We start from the raw sequence: 16,733 nt of genomic DNA, 5'->3' as shown, positions 1-16,733 counted from the left end.
GGCATGGCCCGGCGCTACCAGCCGCATCCGCCCACGGTAGCGCCGGGCCATGCCCGGCGTGCGACGTCAGCGGACGACGTTCAGCACTTCGTAGCACGCGCCCATGGTGTGGTAATCCACCTTGCCGGCGGGGCTCTTCTCATTGCTGTACTTACGGTTGTCGGCATCCAGGATGCGGAACCAGGCGCCGTACTGGTGGTCGACGAAGTGCTCCCACGAATACGCCCACAGCCGGTCGTACCACTGCCAATAGCGGTCATCGCCGGTGCGCTGGGCCATCAGCGCGGCCGTGGCCAGGGTTTCGGCCTGCACCCAGAAGTACTTGTCGTCGTCGCAGACGAAGCTGTCGCCGCCAATCGGCGCACCGTCCATGCCCGGCTGGCGCCGCGATTCCGGTGCGAAACCGTAGTACAGGCCGCCACGCGCTTCATCCCAGCTGCGCTCGACCGCCACATCGAACAGGTGCTGGGCAGTGGGTACCAGCCAATCGGCCTGTACGTGGCGGTCCAGGATCAGCAGCAGCTTGGCCCATTCGGTCTGGTGGCCGGGCTGGAACCCCCACGGACGGAACAGGTGCTTGGGATCGTCCAGGTTGTAGTTCCAGTCGATCTCCCAGTTCGTGTCGTAGTGCTCCCACACCAGCCCGCCGGCCTTGGCGGCCTGGCGCCGGGTCATGTTGTCGGCCAGCTGCAGTGCGCGCTGCACGTAGCGCTGCTCGCCATTGGCCTCGAACGCGGCCAGCATCGCCTCGCACATGTGCATGTTGGCGTTCTGCCCGCGGTAGCCGGTGAAGTTCCACTGGCCGTCGGCTTCATCCTTGTACAGGCCGTGCTCGGCTTCCCAGAAGCGCGCTTCCAGCAGCTGCCAGGTTTCGTCCATCCACGCGCGGGCCTGTTCGACGCCGGCCTTCAGCGCGCAGCTGTAGGCCAGCAGCACGAACGCCACGCCGTAGCAGTGGTTCATATCGTCTTCGACCTGGCCATCGCGCAGCGTCCAGGCGTAGCCGCCGGTGGACGGGTTGCGATGCACCTCGCGCAGGTAGCGCACGCCATGCTCGACGGCATCGCGGTACTCGGCATTGCCGAATTCGCGATAGGCCATGGCGTAGTTGAAGACGAAGCGGGTGCTGCTGACCAGGTGGCGGTGGCCGGCGTCGTAGACCGTGCCATCGTCCAGGAAGTAGTGGAAGAAGCCGCCGTCGGGATCGATGCAGCGCGGGTGGTAGAACGCCATCGTGTCGGCGATGTGCGCGCGCAGGAACTCGGCCGAGCGGAACTGCGGAACGAAGCGGGAGGCGGTCTGGGTCATGCGGAAAGTTCCTGGGTCTGCAGCAGCTGCTGCACTTCATCGAGCGAGGGCATGGCCGCGAAGGCGCCCTTGCGGGTGACCGCCAGCGCACCGACGGCCGCACCGAAGCGCAACGTTTCGGTGATCGCCTGCGGGTCCTGGCAGAACGCGGCGAAGCCAGCGCCGGCACCGCCGCGCTCCAGCAGGCCCACCAGCACGCCGCCCACGAAGGCATCGCCGGCGGCGGTGGTATCCACCGTGGCCACGCGGAAACTGGTGACCTGGCCCTGCTGCTCGCGGGTGTACCAGCGCAGCGTGGCGGCACCGTCGGTCACGATCACCCAGCGTGCCTGTGCGGCCAGCAGGCGCTGCAGCACGACCTGGTCACCGTCGGCGTCGTGCGGCGCGGCCAGGTAGTCCAGCTCTTCACGCGACAGCTTCACCAGGTCGGCACGCTCCAGCGCCTGCCACAGGCGTGGGGTGGGATCGGTGTCGGCCGGCCACAGCGCCGGGCGCAGGTTCAGGTCAAGGCTGACCACCGCACCGGCCGAGCGCGCACGCTCCATGCCGGCGAAGGTTGCCGCGGCAATGTCCGCTTCGGTCAGGCTGTTGGAACACACATGGAAACAGGCGGCGCTGTCGAAGCAGGCGCCCTGGAAATCGCTGTCACGGAACAGCAGGTCGGCCGCCGGCGGCCGGTAGAAGCTGAAGCTGCGCTCGCCGTGGGCGTCCAGCGCCACGAACGCCAGCGCGGTCTTCGCTGCATCGGTGCGCACGATGTAGTCGGTGCCCACGCGGTGCTCGGCCAGGCTGTCGGCCAGGAAGTCACCAAACATATCCCGGCCCAGCATGCCCACGAACTGGGTCTGCGCGCCCAGCCGGGCAGCGGCCACGGCCACGTTGGCCGGCGCACCGCCGGCGTACTGCAGGAACGCGCGCGGGGTGTCGGCCGAGGCCGGCGGCTGCGCTAGTAGATCGATCAAAATTTCGCCGAAGCAGACAATGGCACCCATTTCCGACTCAGCCTCCCTGCGGGCCGACGGCCGGCGGGCGCGAGCCCACCAGACCGTAGAAGATGATGTAGACGTAGCAGACCACCGGCAGCACGAAGCTCAGGTGCAGGCCGATGCGATCGGCCAGCATGCCCTGCAGCAGCGGAATGATCGCGCCACCGACGATGGCCATGATCAGCAGGCTGGAGGCCTTGTTGGTCAGCGGGCCCAGGCGTTCGATGGCCAGCGAGAAGATGGTCGGGAACATGATGGAATTGAACAGGCCGGTAGCCACGATGCCGTACAGCGCCACCTTGCCGCCCGAGCCCAGGGTGACCGCCAGCAGCACCACGTTGGCCAGCGCGAAGCCGGCCAGCAGGCGGCGCGGCGAGAACTTGGCCAGCAGCCAGGCGCCGGCGAAGCGGCCGACCATGGCGCAGCCCCAGTAGGCCGACACGTAATGGGTGGCCTGCTGCTCGCTCATGCCGCCGATTTCGGGCAGCGCCAGGTAGTTCACCATCAGGCTGCCGATGGACACTTCGGCGCCCACGTAGAAGAAGATGGCCAGCACGCCGAACAGCACGTGCGGCTGCTTCAACGCATCCAGCAGGGTGTGGTGGCTGCTGTCGGCCTGCTCGGTGGTTTCGGTCAGGCTGGGCAGGCGGAACAGGTAGACGAACACGGCCAGCAGCACCAGCGCGATGGCCAGGCCCACGTACGGGCCCTGCACCGACTGCGCTTCGGCAGTCCGGTAGGCCAGCTGCTCGGCCATCGGCATCGCCTTGATCTCGTCACCGCTCTTCACCGCGGTGCTCAGGATCAGGAAGCCGCCGAACAGCGGCGCCAGCGTGGTACCCAGCGAGTTCAGGGCCTGCGCCAGGGTCAGGCGGCTGGAGGCGGTTTTTTCCGGGCCCAGCAGCGCCACGTACGGGTTGGCCGCCACCTGCAGCACGGTAATGCCGGTGGCCAGCACGAACAGCGAGGCCAGGAAGGCGTCATAGGTGCGCAGCGCTGCCGACGGCCAGAAGCCCAGCGCGCCCACACCGGCGATCAGCAGGCCGGCGATGATGCCCTTCTTGTAGCCCAACCGTGCCACCAGCCGACCAGCCGGCACCGACATCAGGAAGTACGCGCCGAAGAAGGTGAACTGCACCAGCATGGCGCGGGTGTAGTTCAGCTCGAACACGGCCTTCAGGTGCGGGATCAGGACATCGTTGAGGCTGGTGAGGAAGCCCCACATGAAGAAGATGGTGGTGGCCACCCACAGGGCCGCGCGGGCATTCATCACCGGCGCCTGGCTGCTGTTGGTTCCCGATGGACGGGGCGTTGCGGAAATCGGCATGCGGTTCGCGCCTCGATGCGCGTGTAGGTCGTTGGTACGTGGAAGGGAAAAGGTCGCAGGAAATCAGTTCGGCCGTGCGGCACTGCTCTCGCGCACGCGCAGCTGCACCGGGGCGACGGTGCGCCGCGGCGGTGCATCGGGATCATCAAGGCGTTGCAGCAGCAGCGCGGCGGCCTGGCGCCCGCGCTCGCGCGGGTCGGCGGTCAGGGTGGTCAGCGGCGGCACCGCCACCGAGGCCTCGGAAATATCATCGAAACCGGTCACCGCGAAATCACCGCCGGGGCGGATGCCGCGGGAGTTCAGGCCCAGCATCAGGCCCAGCGCGACCGTGTCGTTGTAGCAGACCGCGGCGCTGGGGCGATGGCCGTCGGCGAACAGTTCATCGGTACGCGCGGCCGCCTCCAGGCGATTGGGCGCCGATTCGATCATCCAGCCCGGCGGCAGCACCAGGCCAGCCTCGGCCAGGGCCTGCTGGAAGCCGGCGCGGCGCTGGTGGCAGGAACTGGAATCGGCATGGCCGCCGAAGAAGGCGATCTGCTGGTGGCCGCGCTCGATCAGGTGGCGGGTGGCCAGATAGGCGCCGTGCTGGTTGTCCAGGGTCAGGAAGTCCCAGTCGGCCCCTTCCAGTTCGCGGTTGAACAGCAGCACGTTGGCATTGGCCCCCAGCGCTTGGCGCAGCAGCGTGGCATCACTGCCTTCGGCCGGCGACAGGATCAGGCCCGCCGGGGTGTGTTCCATCAGCGTGGACAGCACCGCCTGCTGGCGCTGCGGCGATTCGCCCGTGCTGCCCAGCAGGGTGACATACCCTCGCCCACCCAGTGCCTCGTCCACGCCGGAGGCAAATTCGGCGAAGAACGGGTTGGACAGATCGTTGATGACCAGCGCGATGCTGCTGGAGGTGCGCCGGCGCAGGTTGGCCGCCGCACGGTTGTAGACATAGCGCTGGCGGCGCAGTTCGGCTTCCACCTTGGCCCGGGTATCGACATTGACCAGCGGACTGCCACGCAGCACCAGCGACACGGTGGCGCGCGACACGCCGATCGCACGGGCGATGTCGGTCACCGTCACCGCCTTGCCGGAACGCTTGCTGGAAGTGCCGTCGTTGTCGTTCATCGCTGTACCGGGCTCCTCGGGAGGGTCAAGCCTAATGGATCGGAGGCCATTCGTGCCGTGCCGTTCGCTGGTTGGCCGCGAACGGCACGACGATGGCTCAGCGCAGCACGCTGCCTGGTGCAGCGCACCATGAGACCGGCAGATCCTGCACCGCAGTGCCCCAGCCCTGGGTCGGGGCCTGTGCATCCAGCGCGAACTGCAGGCGCGGGCCCTGCTGCAGCTGGTTCCAGTCCAGCCACACCGGGGCGTGCGCGCGGCCATCCAGCTGCACGCCCTGCACGTACTGCAGGCGGCGGCCATCGGCGCCGGGCGCGTCGATGCGCAGCGTGCGGCCGTTGCCCATGTCCACTTCCACCTTGGCAAAGCGCGGCGTGTGCAGCAGGAACTGGCCGCTGCCCGGCACCGCCGGGTACACGCCGATGGCACTGAACAGGTACCAGGCCGACATCGTGCCCAGGTCGTCATTGCCGGTGACGCCGTTGGGCGCGTTGGTGAACAGCTGCTGCGCCGCGCGCAGCACGTTGGCGGTCTTCCACGGCTGGCCGATCAGCGTGTACAGCCACGGCGCGTGCAGGTCCGGTTCGTTGTTCGGGTTGTAACGGAACTGGTTGTAGTAGCTGTACGGCCCCACCACCCATTCCTTGCGCGCGGCGGTAAGCGGATCGGCCTGCAGCGCATCCATCGCGAAGAAGGCATCCAGGCGGCGGCCGGCCTGCTCGCGGCCATCCATGGCTTCCACCAGGCCCGGCACGTCCTGCTGCGCCAGCCACTGGTACTGCCAGGCAGTGCCCTCATGGAAGCCATGGTGCGAACGCGGGCTGTAATGGCCGTCGGCCGGGGTGTACCACTGGCCGTCTTCCGTGCGCGGGCGCGGGAAGCCGGTAAAGCCGGTTTCGGCGTCGCGCACCTGCGGGTCCCACACCTTGCGCCAGTTGCGCCCACGCTCGCGCAGCGTGGCCGAATCCTGCGCATGGCCCAGGCCGTCGGCCATCTGCGAAAGCGCGCAGTCGGCCAGTGCGTATTCCAGCGTGGCCGAGCCACCATGGTGGGGGTCCACGTCCATGCCCTTGGACGGGAACGCGCGGTCGTAGACCACGTAGCCCTTGTCCAGGTAGGTCGGGTTGCCCGAGCGACCGGCCATGCGCGAGTTCAGCGGCGGCGTGCCGAAGGCATTGCGGCGCAGCGCATCCCAGGCCTGCGATTCACGCCCCTTCAGCGCACCGAAGCGCCACAGGTCGACCATGAACGGGGTGACCGGATCGCCGGTCATGATGTTGGTTTCGAAGTTCGCATAGCCCCAGCGCGGCAACCAGCCGCCCTGCTCGTCAATGGCCAGCAGGGTGCGGCCGATATCACGCGCCACGTCCGGACGGGTCAGCGCCAGCCACTGGTTCTGCGCGCGGTAGGTATCCCACAGCGAGAAATACTCGTAGTAGGTCCAGCCATCGGCGCGGTGGATGCCATCGTCATAGCCACGGTAGCGGCCATCGGCATCGCTGCCGGTGAGCGGCTGCAGCAGCGCGTGGTACAGCGCGCTGTAGAACACGGTGCGGTCATCGCCCGTGCCGCCCTGCACGCGCACCCGCGCCAACTGCTCGCGCCAGTCTTTCTGCGAAAGCGCGCGCATGCGGTCGAAGCCGATCAGTGCACCGCCCTGCATGCCCTCAGCGCGCAGGTTGGTACGTGCGCCCTCGGCGTCCACGTGCGAGATCGCACTGACCGCGGTAACCGACTGGCCCTTGGCCAGATCGAAGGTCAACCAGGCGCCGTTCGGCTTCTGCTCGCCTTCCATGCTGTGCCGCGCATTGGGCAGGCCACCGGCCTCGCCCCAGGTGCCGTGCGCCTTGAACGGGCGATCGAATTCAACGCGGAACCAGGTGGTGTACTGGTGGCCGCCGCAGAAGCTCTTGGTGACCAGCTTGCCTTCCACCACCCGGTCACCGACCACATCGACCACGCTGCCGATCACCGAATGGCGCTCGTTGGCCTGGCCCACGTTCACCAGCACATGGCCATCGCCGCTGCGCTGGCTGAAGGTGTAGCGCTCGGCCGCGGCGCGGGTGCGCGCGGTGGCTTCGGCATCGATGCCGCCGTAGCTGGTCAGGCGCACCTTGTAGTAGCCGGCCTGGCCCACTTCACCGTCGTGGGTGTAGTTGGCGGCGTAGGCCTTGTGGTCGAACTGCTTGGGGTTGGCGATATCGAAATCGCCGCCCGGGCCGATGCTGCCGGTAACCGGCAGGATGGAGACCTGGCCGCCCTGTTCCCAGCAACCGGCGCCGGACAGGAAGGAGTGGCCGAAGCCACGGATCTTTTCGTCGTCGTAGCGCCAGCCGGAATAGTGGCTGCCGATCGGGCTGACCTGGATCAGGCCGAACGGTGCGGACGCGCCGGGGAAGGTGTTGCCGTCATCCTTGCTGCCGATGAAGGTGTTGACCTCGCGTTCGAGCGCGGCAGGTGCGGCCTGCAGCCAGGGCGTGATGGCCAGGGCCAGCAGGCAGGTGGCGCGGGCCAGCGGCCGCGGGGACAGCGCCGGCAGGCGCAGGAGGGAACGACGGCGGGACAACCTGGTCACGGACAGGACTCCTTGGCGGCAGGGCGGCAGCGGGTGCCGGCCGCTGCGGCCGAACTCCCCGTTTCCATCGGTACAAATCCGCACCCCGGCGGATTTAGATCGATTGAAGTAGAACAGGGAGCGCCCGCCCATGCATTCTGCGCCGCAGCAAATGAGGGGGGTCTTTTGCAGGGCCTGCGGCCCTGCACCTGCTCAACGGCAACGGCAACGTCCACGTCAAAAGCGGGCTTTCAGTGGGTTGGCGGGGTGGGTCCGGTTGAGGGGGACGCTGCAAGTACGTCCATGTAAGCTCGGTCGCCGCATCCATGCGGCTCACGCCCCCTCAACCGGACCCACCCCGCCTTCGACAGATTTCCGCGATCTGCCGGGAGGGCACGGGGTCGGATCCCGTTGCTGCGCAACGGGCTCCGACCCCAGATTGATTTCGATGTCTGACAGATTCATCCACGCATGGCGTGGATCTACTGGCCGCCGGCCGACTGGATGAACCCAATCGATAGCCGACAGATGTGTCGACCAAGGTCGACACCTACCAACAGCCGCGTGAACCTGTCGAGGCCACGGGGTCGGATCCCGTTGCTGCGCAACGGGCTCCGACCCCAGATTGATTTCGATGTCTGACAGATTCATCCACGCATGGCGTGGATCTACTGGCCATCGGCCAATTGGATGAATCCATTCGATTTCTCACAGATGTGTCGACCAAGGTCGACACCTACCAACAGCCACGCGAAACAACGGGCGCCGTTACCAACAGCCGCGGGAATCTGTCAGAGGCGGGGCGGTGTGGGCTTGCAGGACCGCAGGCGCCATGGATGGCGCCTACGAGCCTCCAGGGATGGATTCAAGGCGTGTCCTGCAAGCCCACACCGCCCCGCCAAGCCACGGATAGTCCGCTTTTGAAGTTGAAGTTGAAGTTGAAGTTGACGTTGCCCTGGCTTCCAGCGGGTGCAGGGCTGCAAGCCCTGCCGAACACCCCCCTCCCCTTTGCGCATGTAAACGATTCCAGCGGGTTTCAACGAAACATCATTCGGCCGACACGTCCCTGCAATATTGCGCAGCAGCATGCGCAGACCCTCTGGCCATGCTAAAAATCGCCCCGCCATCGCTTAGATCGATCCAAGCGGATCCCATGGGATGGCCCGGCGTTGGGGACCGGCACAGGACGTACCCGAACAACAGCGCGCCGCCCAGGCAGCCGCGCGGCATCAGCAAAATCGGCACCGCAGATTAGATCGATTCAAGTTTCCGCGTCAGTCACCGGATCAATCCATGAGAGAGGGAGAGATGGCAATCAAGCATTCAACTCGTACGCACGGCCGCGACGCTTTGTCGTTCGCCGTCGCACTGGCACTGGCCGCAGCCGTCGCGCCGACCGGCGCCGCTGCCCAGCAGGCCAACGCACAACCGACCACCGGCAGCGCCGACGCCACCACGCTGGACAGCGTGCAGGTCACCGGCTACCGCTATGCGATCGAGAAGAGCCTGCAGCAGAAGCGCGACGCCAACGCCGTGGTCGAAGTGATCACCGCCGAGGACGTCGGCAAGTTCCCCGACAAGAACGTTGCCGATTCGCTGCAGCGCGTGCCCGGCGTGGTCATCACCCGTGACGGCGGCGAAGGCAAAAGCGTCAGCGTGCGCGGCCTCGACCCCGACCTGACCCTGACCCAGTTGAACGGCAACTACATCGCCACCTCCGAAACCAATGACGAGGCCAGCCGTTCGTTCAACTACACCCTGCTGCCGTCGAACATGCTGTCCAGCGCCGAGCTGTTCAAATCGCCGGAAGCGCGCATCGACGAAGGCGGCATCGGCGGCACGGTCATCCTGCACACCCGCCGCCCGCTGGAAATGGAATCCAACTCCGGCTACGTGACCCTGGAAGGCGTCTCCTCCGACACCCACCAGGATGTCGACCCGCAGGCGTCGGCGCTGTACTCGTGGCACAGCAAGGACGAGCGCTTCGGTGTGCTGGTGGGCGTGACCCAGCAGAAGCGCACCAGCCGCACCATGGAAGTGACCACCGAGAACTACCAGTGGTACGGCACCGATGTCGACGCCCGTGATGTCAACGGCAACGCCCTTACCCAGGGCGGCATCAACTACTGGTGGGGCAACTCCGGCTTCAACGACCAGTTCGGCCGCAACTACACCGACTTCTTCATGCCCACCTCGGTGAACTTCGCGGTGAAGGAAGAGAAGCGCGAGCGCAAGGGCGGCCAGCTGACCTTCCAGTTCAAGCCGGTCGACAACCTGACCCTGACCGCCAACTACTTCCGCTTCCAGCTGGACGGCAACTACACGCAGAACATGCTGAAGGTGCCCGAGTGGAACATGGCGCGCTACAACGGTGACGGCAACTGGGCCGGCGGCCGCCTGCTCAACGGCCTCAGCTTCGACCCCAGCGGCACCGTGGTCACCGGCGCACAGTTCGAAAAGCTGGCCGGCAAGACGTACTACTGCAGCGAAGACGAAGCCGCTGCCGCCGGCCTGGCCCCGGGTGGCTGGGGCCCGGACGACTGCACCATTCCCACCCCGCAGCTGACCGGTGGCTACAGCCGCGAAAAGGCGCTGTCGCAGACCGCCGACCTGACCATCGACTGGGACATCAGCCCGCTGTGGAAGGCCTCCTTCAGCGGTGGCCGCACCTGGTCCGAGGGTGGCCCGTCGATGAACTTCCGCATGTCGGCCAAGCCGCGCCGCCGCGTCAACGGCGTGTGGGAATCGGGCAACCAGTACACCGCGTGGGACCTGACCGGCACCCCGTCGCTGACCGTCTCGCCGAACCTGCAGGAGGTGCTGATGAATGGCATCGCCGAGGTCGACACCGGTTCGACCGATTCGTCGTGGATGCAGACCGAAGTCGAGCAGAACCACTTCCAGGCCGATGTCACCAAGATGTTCGAAAGCGGCTGGCTGGACTCGATCCAGTTCGGCGCCAAGTACCGTGACGGCAAGGTCCACCGCAACACCGGCAACACCTACTGGGTGTGCCAGGGCGCCGACCCGGCCGACTATGACAGCCGCTACCAGGCCGGCTGTGACAACACCGCCGGCATCGCCCAGCCCGGCTTCTTCCTGTCCAACCCGATCAGCGGCATCGCCGGGGGCTTCAATGCGAATGTATTCCCGGGCATCAACTTCCCGTCCTACATCGACTACCTGAACTCCACTTACGGTTCGTCGCACAATCGCGTTGAGGATGACTTCGTCTACAACGTCAACGAGAAGATCTACTCCGGCTACTTCCAGGCCAACTTCCGTACCGAGCGCCTGCGCGGCAACGTCGGCGTGCGCGTGGTGCGCACCAAGCAGTTCGCCCAGTCCAGCGACTCGATCGAACGCTTCAACGATTACTTCCTGGACAACGCCTCCGGCGCGCCGATGTCGTGCGACGATCCGGCGGCGGCCGCCTTCCCCACCTACGGCTGCGAGAGTGGCTTCGTGCGCCTGCCCGATGCCCTGGCACGCGAGAAGAGCTACGAGCTGATCGGTTCGGACCGCACCTACACCGACGTGCTGCCCAGCTTCAACATTGCCTGGGACATCACCGACAACCTGGTGCTGCGTGGCGCCGCGTCGAAGGTGGTGGCACGGCCGAGCTACACCAGCATTGCCGCACCCGGCAGCCTGAGCTACTACAGCCCCGAGTACGTCAATGACCGCCGCGTTGCCGGCGGTGCACCGACCGAAGGCTGGGCCGGCAGCGGCAGCAACAAGAACCTGGAAGCCTTTGAAGCGACCCAGTACGACCTGGGCGTGGAGTGGTACTTCATGCCGGGCGCGGTCGCCGGCGTCGGCCTGTTCCGCAAGGACATCAGCAACTTCACCGTGCCGATCGTGCGTGACGTGCAGATGGAAGTCGGTGGCGAAATGGTGACGGTGCAGAACTACAGCACCCAGGCCAACGGCCGCGATGCAGTGTCGCAGGGCGTGGAACTGTACGGCCAGTACACCTTCGACTTCGGCCTGGGCGTGCAGGCCAACTACACCTACAACGACACCAACCTGGCCTCGATCGAGCTCAATGGCGAGAATCTGGGTGCATCGCCGCTGGTGGGCAGTGCCAAGAACCAGGCCAACCTGACGGTGTTCTATGAAACCGACCGGTTCCTGGCCCGCGCCTCGTACAACCGTCGTGGTGAAGTGGTCGGCGGCCTGGTCAACGGCATGACCCAGTACACCGAGCCGTACGACCAGCTGGATCTGAACGTGGCCTACAACTTCACCGAAGCGCTGACGTTCACCGCCTCGGTGCTCAACGCCACCAAGTCGGAACAGCGCATCTACCTGGGCAACGACACCCAGTCGCGCCTGATCTCCAACCTGTATTCGGGCCGACAGATCTACTTCGGCGCGACCTACAAGTTCTAAGCCCTACCGGGGTCGGAGCCCTTCTGCGAAGGGATCCGACCCCGTTCAACGGTCCTCCACGGCAGCTGCGCTTTCACAGGTGGCTGCCGTTCTTGTTCCCCACGGTAGCGCCGGGCCATGCCCGGCGGATCACGGGCGCATGACGCCCGCCGGGCATGGCCCGGCGCTACCGATGGAAGACCGGTTGCATTACCCCGCGCTGTCCAGCGCCTTGCGCAGTGCCGCCACCGTGGCGGTGCTGGTCTGGTGCCAGTCGGGATCCAGCCCGCGCAGCAGCGGGTTCTGGAACTGCATGGCCGAACGCCGCAGGCCCTTGGCTGATGCATGCAGTTCGCTGCAGCCGGTCAGCCGCGCGATCCTGGCGATGTTGGCCGGGCCGATGCCTGCGCCCGCCATCACCCGGATGCGCCCTGCCGCCTGCGCCACCAGCGTGGCCAGCATGCTGCTGCCTGCCTCGGCACTCACCTGCCCGCCGGAACTGAGCACTCGAGTGCAGCCCAGCTCGATCACCTGTTGCAGGGCCGCGGGAAGATCGCGCGCAGCATCGAACGCGCGATGGAAGGTGACCTGCAACGGCCCCGCCGCCTGCACCAGTTCGCGGCACAGCGGCATGTCGATGCCACCGTGCACACCCAGCGCACCGATCACCACGCCATCGCAGCCCAGCGCACGGCACTGCGCGATGTCACGCAGCATCAGCTCGGTTTCCAGTGCGTCGTAATGGAAATCGCCCGGGCGCGGCCGCACCAGCACGAACAAGGGAATCTGCAGGCGCTCGCGTGCGATGGCGATGCTGGCGAACGACGGCGTGGTGCCGCCCTCGCCAAGGTTGTCGAACAGCTCGATGCGATCGGCGCCACCGGCCTGCGCGGCCAGCGCAGATGCCAGTGAATTGCTGGCGATCTCCAGCGTCAGCGCGGCGCTCACGTCTGGCTGCTCGTGTAGATCGACGGCGAATCGCGCAGGTCGTCCTGACGCTGGCCATCGCATACCGCATAGACGAAGCCACGATGCAGCGCGTACGCGCCCACTTCGCCCTGCTTGTTCATTGCCAGGAAGCACACCTGCAGCGTGCGGCTGGCTTCGGGGCGCTTGCGCACCACCCGGTCGATCGCTTCACGGCAGGCCTGCGCAGGCGTGCGCCCCTGCCGCATCAGCTCGACCACCAGGAACGAGGCGGCGTTGCGGATCATTTCCTCGCCCACGCCCGAGGCAGTGGCGGCGCCCACTTCGTTGTCCACGTACAGGCCGGCACCGATGATCGGGCTGTCGCCGACCCGCCCGTGCAGCTTCCAGGCCATGCCACTGGTGGTGCAGGCGCCGGCAAGATGCCCCTTGGCGTCCAGCGCCAGCATGCCGATGGTGTCGTGGTTGTCGCTGTTGCCGGGGATGCCACGGCGCTCGGCGTTGATCTGCGGCTGGTACTGCTCGGTCTTCAACCATTCGCGCCAGGCCGCCTCGGCCTGCGGGGTGAGCAGCCGCTTGCGCTCGAAGCCCTGTTGCACGGCGAACTGCTGGGCACCGTCGCCCACCAGCAATACATGCGGGCTGTTTTCCATCACCTTGCGTGCCACCGACACCGGGTGCGCGATGTCCACAAGCGCAGCCACGGCGCCGCAGCGGCCATCGCCATCCATGATGCTGGCATCCAGGCTCAACACGCCGTCGCGATCGGGGTTGCCACAATGGCCGACGGTGGGATTGCACAGCTCGCTTTCGGCCCAGCGTGCGCCGGCTTCCACCGCATCCAGCGCGCTGCCGCCCCGGCCCAGCACCTTCCACGCGGCCTGGTTGGCCGGCACGCCGAAGTCCCACGTTGAAATGACCTTCGCCCCGCCCTGCGCGCGCGCCTGCACGCCCGGCAAGGCGGCCATGCCTGCGGCCAATGCACCGGCCTGCAGGAACTGCCTGCGATCCACCATGTTGCCCTCCCCTTGCAGAAAGCCATGCCGGCCGCGGGCCGGCTGCGTGATTCAGCCCCCGCGCGGCAGCCGCGCCGCGTGCCAGACGGCCGCGCCGAGCACGCCCAACTGGCCATGTTCCACCCGCCACACCGGCACCTGGCGCAGTACATCGGCCAGCACGCCCTTGTTGAGGAAGCGCTCTCGGAAACGCCCGTCGGCCAGGAAATCCTGTACGTGGGCGGAAATGCCGCCGGCCAGATACACCGAGCGCGCGCCCACGGCAATGGCCGCATCGCCCGCCAGGCTGCCCAGCCACGCGCAGAACACCTGCAGAGTTTCCACCGCCACCGCATCCTCGCCACTGCGCGCGGCGCCGATCAGCGCTTCGGTGGTCGACCACTGCGGTGCAACCCCGCGCAGTTCGCACAGGCACGGGTACAGATTCAGCAGACCGCTGCCGGACAGCACCCGTTCGTTGTCCACGTGCGGCCAGCGCTGCAGCAGCTTGGCCAGCACCTGCAGTTCCAGCGCGGTGCCGGCCCCCAGCGCGGCGTGCCCCAGTTCACTGGCCAGCACCGGGCGGTCGCCATCGGCAAAGCGCAGCGCCGCGCCCAGGCCGGTGCCTGCGCCCAGCACCAGCGCCGGGAATGCCTGCGCCGGGTCGCCCGGGCCGTTCAGCGGCACCAGCGTTTCCGGCTGCAGGTAGGGCACGGCCAGGGCCACGGCCTCGAAATCGTTGATCAGCTGCAGTTCGCCCAGCCCGGACTGCGCGCGCGTGGCCGACAGTGAAACGGTCCACGGCAGGTTGGCGTTGATCAGCACATCGCCATCGAGCACGCCGGCAATGGCCACCACCGCGCTGTGCACTGGCTGGTCCAGGCTGGCACTGAAGTCGGCCAGGATCGCTGCCAAGCTGGCGTGGTCCGCGCAGGCATAGGTGCGATAGCCGCCCAGGCGCGGGGTCTGGCCAAGCACCAGATGGGCCAAAGCGACGCGGGCGAAGGTGCCGCCCACATCGGCCACTACCACGCTGTGCGAAACGCCGGCGCCGCTGGCGTCGGAGGAAGACGGGTCTACTGCTGCGACGTTCACACGGGCCTGCTTGAATCGACGGATCGGCGTCGATTCTCGGGCATCCCAGCGGCTTTGCCAACGCTGCGGCAATGCCCCGCCCGGCAGCGTCTTACATGCCTTCCTGCTCGGCCACCTGCACCCCGTCCACCAGCACGCGCAGGCGCTGCGGGCGGAAGCCGGCAAACAGCAGCGGCCGGGTGCGTTCCACCAGCACCTGGTGGCCGGCGATATGGCGCAGCCAGGACTGCACCAGCGAGAACGAAAAATGCGTGCCCGGGTGCAACGGGTGCTGCACCCACACTGTTTCGCTGGCACTGCGCAGCTGCATGGCACCACTGAACCAGTGGCGGCTGAGGGTGACCGGCGTGGTGCCGGCCATGAAGCGGATTTCCATGGCGCGTCCTTTCGTCGTGGCAACCGCCCGCCCGGTCAGGGCTGGGCGGTCTGCAGGCTGTAACTGGTGGTGGCGGTGAACACCGCACCGTCCGGCTGGGTCGAGCGTACTTCCACCTTGTGGCTGCCGACCGCCAGTCCGGTGGGCAGCGCGCCACGCCACAGGTGCGGCGAGGCGGTGGCTTCCGGCGAACGGTCGTAGCCGCGCAGGGTGGTGGCCAGATCGTCGGCCACGTTTTCCACCAGCAGGCGCGGGTCGGGCTGGCTGACCTGCTTCATCGGCTGCCACGGGCCGCCATCCACGCGGTACTCGACCACGCTGGCGTCCTCGCCCATGTACACGTTCGCGTAGACGCCCCACGCCGGGTAGGCGCCCTGGCGCAGCACCTTCGGCGCGTGCAGGCCGATCTGCTCGCTGGCCGGGGCGCCGGCCACGCGGTACTGCAGGCGGTAGCTGCCATTGCCGGCCACATCCAGCAGCGCATAGCCCTTGGGCGTGCCATCGCTCATGGTGCTGTCCGGCACGCCGGCGGCATTCTTCACCCCCGACCAGAACGCGCCGCAGTTGGCGCCCACGTTGTATTCGTGCAGCGGCTTGTCGCCCTGCCAGCCTTCGGCCTTGCCGTGGTAGACGTGCTGCTGGGTGTGGCTGTGCCCGCTCAGCACCAGCACGTTGCGGAACGGCTTGAGCAGATCGAACAGGCGCTGGCGATCGGCGTGGCGGAAGGTCTCGCGCCCCGGTGCGGCATCGAACAGCGGAATGTGCATGCCCAGCACCAGCAGGCGGTCCTTGTGCAGGCCCTTCAGGTACGCAGCCAGGAAGGCGAACTGGTTTTCGCGCAGGCCGCCCACGTACTTGGGCTTGGCGTTGGGGTCGTACACCACATCGTCCAGGAACACGAAGCTGGCCCCGCCCTCTTCCACCGCGTAGGTATCCGGGCCGTAGATGTTGCGCCAGCTGTCCAGCGAGTGGTCATCGTTGGCGGCGTCGAAATCCAGGTCGTGGTTGCCGGGCACATGGAACCACGGCACGCCCAGTTCGGTGGTCACCTTGTTGATGGCCGGGTACAGGGTCAGGTCGTCATTGACGATGTCACCCAGGGTGGTGCCCAGACGCGCCTTGGTCTGCCCCACCAGCGGTTGGACGATCGACTGCTGGTAGTAGCCGATGTCCTGCGTGGTGGCAGTCTGCGAATCGGTGAACACCAGCATCTGGAAGCCGCGCCGGCTGTCGTGGCGATCGGCCTGCAGGGCGAAATCCCAACTGCGGGCGGCATCACCGGTGGCGGCGATGCCACCGTACTTCAGCGCCGGCGAGCCGTTGGGACGATAGTGGCGCCAGAACGATGGCAGGCCATCGGCCGCCTTCGGGAAGGAATAGGCATCGGGCTTGATCACGAACACCGTCTGGCCGTCGCGCACCGGCAGGCTGTAGCTGCCATCGGCGGCGGTCTTGACGATGGTTTCGCCGTTGGACACCTGCACGCCGGCCAGGCCGGGATCGGTGGCACCGCGCCCGGGCTTGCCGTCGCGCTCCAGGTAGACCTTGCCGCTCACCACGGTGTCGGCGGCCCATGCCGGCGAAGTAAGCAACAGGCAGCACAGCCAGGCGGCAGGCAGTTTCATGGGGGCAGTCCGGGGGCAGAGAGACCCCCTATTGTAGGTGCGGACCGTGGGTCCGC

At 67.1% G+C, this 16,733-nt stretch carries 11 protein-coding genes; 1 reads left to right on the top strand and 10 read right to left on the bottom strand.

The annotated features are described in order from the left end of the window. Positions 1-66: 66 nt before the first annotated feature. From C1931_RS09010 to C1931_RS08990, 5 genes are all read right to left on the bottom strand, one after another. Positions 67-1,308, bottom strand: a complete 1,242-nt coding sequence (locus tag C1931_RS09010; protein ID WP_108756067.1) for an AGE family epimerase/isomerase — start codon at positions 1,306-1,308, stop codon at positions 67-69. Continuing rightward, on the bottom strand, positions 1,305-2,300 hold the full coding sequence (locus C1931_RS09005; RefSeq protein WP_108756066.1) for a carbohydrate kinase: 996 nt from the start codon (positions 2,298-2,300) through the stop codon (positions 1,305-1,307). The genes C1931_RS09010 and C1931_RS09005 overlap by 4 nt, the downstream gene beginning before the upstream one ends. Before the next feature lie 7 nt (positions 2,301-2,307). After that, positions 2,308-3,621 (bottom strand): L-fucose:H+ symporter permease, encoded by a 1,314-nt coding sequence (fucP, locus tag C1931_RS09000; protein ID WP_108756065.1) that lies wholly within the window; start codon positions 3,619-3,621, stop codon positions 2,308-2,310. A 63-nt stretch (positions 3,622-3,684) separates the two neighbouring features. Beyond that, positions 3,685-4,734, bottom strand: a complete 1,050-nt coding sequence (locus C1931_RS08995) for a LacI family DNA-binding transcriptional regulator (protein WP_108756064.1) — start codon at positions 4,732-4,734, stop codon at positions 3,685-3,687. Between the two features lie 97 nt (positions 4,735-4,831). Next, a complete protein-coding gene (locus tag C1931_RS08990) occupies positions 4,832-7,276 on the bottom strand; it encodes a GH92 family glycosyl hydrolase (protein WP_108757711.1) in 2,445 nt (814 codons plus the stop codon). 1,317 nt (positions 7,277-8,593) lie between these two features. On the opposite strand from C1931_RS08990, the gene C1931_RS08985 reads away from it, so the two are divergent. After that, positions 8,594-11,680, top strand: coding sequence for a TonB-dependent receptor (locus C1931_RS08985; protein ID WP_108756063.1), 3,087 nt, complete (start codon positions 8,594-8,596; stop codon positions 11,678-11,680). A gap of 189 nt (positions 11,681-11,869) precedes the next feature. Here the strand turns inward: C1931_RS08985 and C1931_RS08980 are convergent, their stop codons facing one another. From C1931_RS08980 to C1931_RS08960, 5 genes are all read right to left on the bottom strand, one after another. After that, complete coding sequence (locus C1931_RS08980) at positions 11,870-12,607, bottom strand: copper homeostasis protein CutC (protein WP_108756062.1); 738 nt, start codon at positions 12,605-12,607, stop codon at positions 11,870-11,872. Beyond that, positions 12,604-13,602: a N(4)-(beta-N-acetylglucosaminyl)-L-asparaginase gene (locus C1931_RS08975; protein WP_108756061.1), complete on the bottom strand. Its 999-nt coding sequence runs from the start codon at positions 13,600-13,602 to the stop codon at positions 12,604-12,606. The genes C1931_RS08980 and C1931_RS08975 overlap by 4 nt, the downstream gene beginning before the upstream one ends. Before the next feature lie 51 nt (positions 13,603-13,653). Then, the gene (locus C1931_RS08970) at positions 13,654-14,676 is read right to left on the bottom strand and encodes a glucokinase (RefSeq protein ID WP_108756060.1); all 1,023 of its coding nucleotides are present in this window, start codon (positions 14,674-14,676) and stop codon (positions 13,654-13,656) included. Between the two features lie 91 nt (positions 14,677-14,767). Continuing rightward, positions 14,768-15,052, bottom strand: coding sequence for a hypothetical protein (locus C1931_RS08965; protein ID WP_108749468.1), 285 nt, complete (start codon positions 15,050-15,052; stop codon positions 14,768-14,770). Positions 15,053-15,087: 35 nt separating this feature from the next. Continuing rightward, positions 15,088-16,677 (bottom strand): calcineurin-like phosphoesterase family protein, encoded by a 1,590-nt coding sequence (locus C1931_RS08960; protein WP_108756059.1) that lies wholly within the window; start codon positions 16,675-16,677, stop codon positions 15,088-15,090. Positions 16,678-16,733 lie beyond the last annotated feature (56 nt).

The sequence above is a fragment of the Stenotrophomonas sp. YAU14A_MKIMI4_1 genome, from assembly GCF_003086855.1.
Classification (GTDB): Bacteria; Pseudomonadota; Gammaproteobacteria; order Xanthomonadales; family Xanthomonadaceae; genus Stenotrophomonas.
Note: the sequence above shows the minus strand (reverse complement) of the source record. Positions and strands in the feature narration are given on the sequence as shown.

Excerpts from the sequence above, each read along its gene's own strand:
- C1931_RS08995 (WP_108756064.1), bottom strand. The coding sequence starts at position 4,734 with ATGAACGACAACGACGGCACTTCCAGCAAGCGTTCCGGCAAGGCGGTG.
- fucP (WP_108756065.1), bottom strand. The coding sequence starts at position 3,621 with ATGCCGATTTCCGCAACGCCCCGTCCATCGGGAACCAACAGCAGCCAG.
- C1931_RS08960 (WP_108756059.1), bottom strand. The coding sequence starts at position 16,677 with ATGAAACTGCCTGCCGCCTGGCTGTGCTGCCTGTTGCTTACTTCGCCG.
- C1931_RS08975 (WP_108756061.1), bottom strand. The coding sequence starts at position 13,602 with ATGGTGGATCGCAGGCAGTTCCTGCAGGCCGGTGCATTGGCCGCAGGC.
- C1931_RS09010 (WP_108756067.1), bottom strand. The coding sequence starts at position 1,308 with ATGACCCAGACCGCCTCCCGCTTCGTTCCGCAGTTCCGCTCGGCCGAG.
- C1931_RS08965 (WP_108749468.1), bottom strand. The coding sequence starts at position 15,052 with ATGGAAATCCGCTTCATGGCCGGCACCACGCCGGTCACCCTCAGCCGC.
- C1931_RS08985 (WP_108756063.1), top strand. The coding sequence starts at position 8,594 with ATGGCAATCAAGCATTCAACTCGTACGCACGGCCGCGACGCTTTGTCG.
- C1931_RS09005 (WP_108756066.1), bottom strand. The coding sequence starts at position 2,300 with ATGGGTGCCATTGTCTGCTTCGGCGAAATTTTGATCGATCTACTAGCG.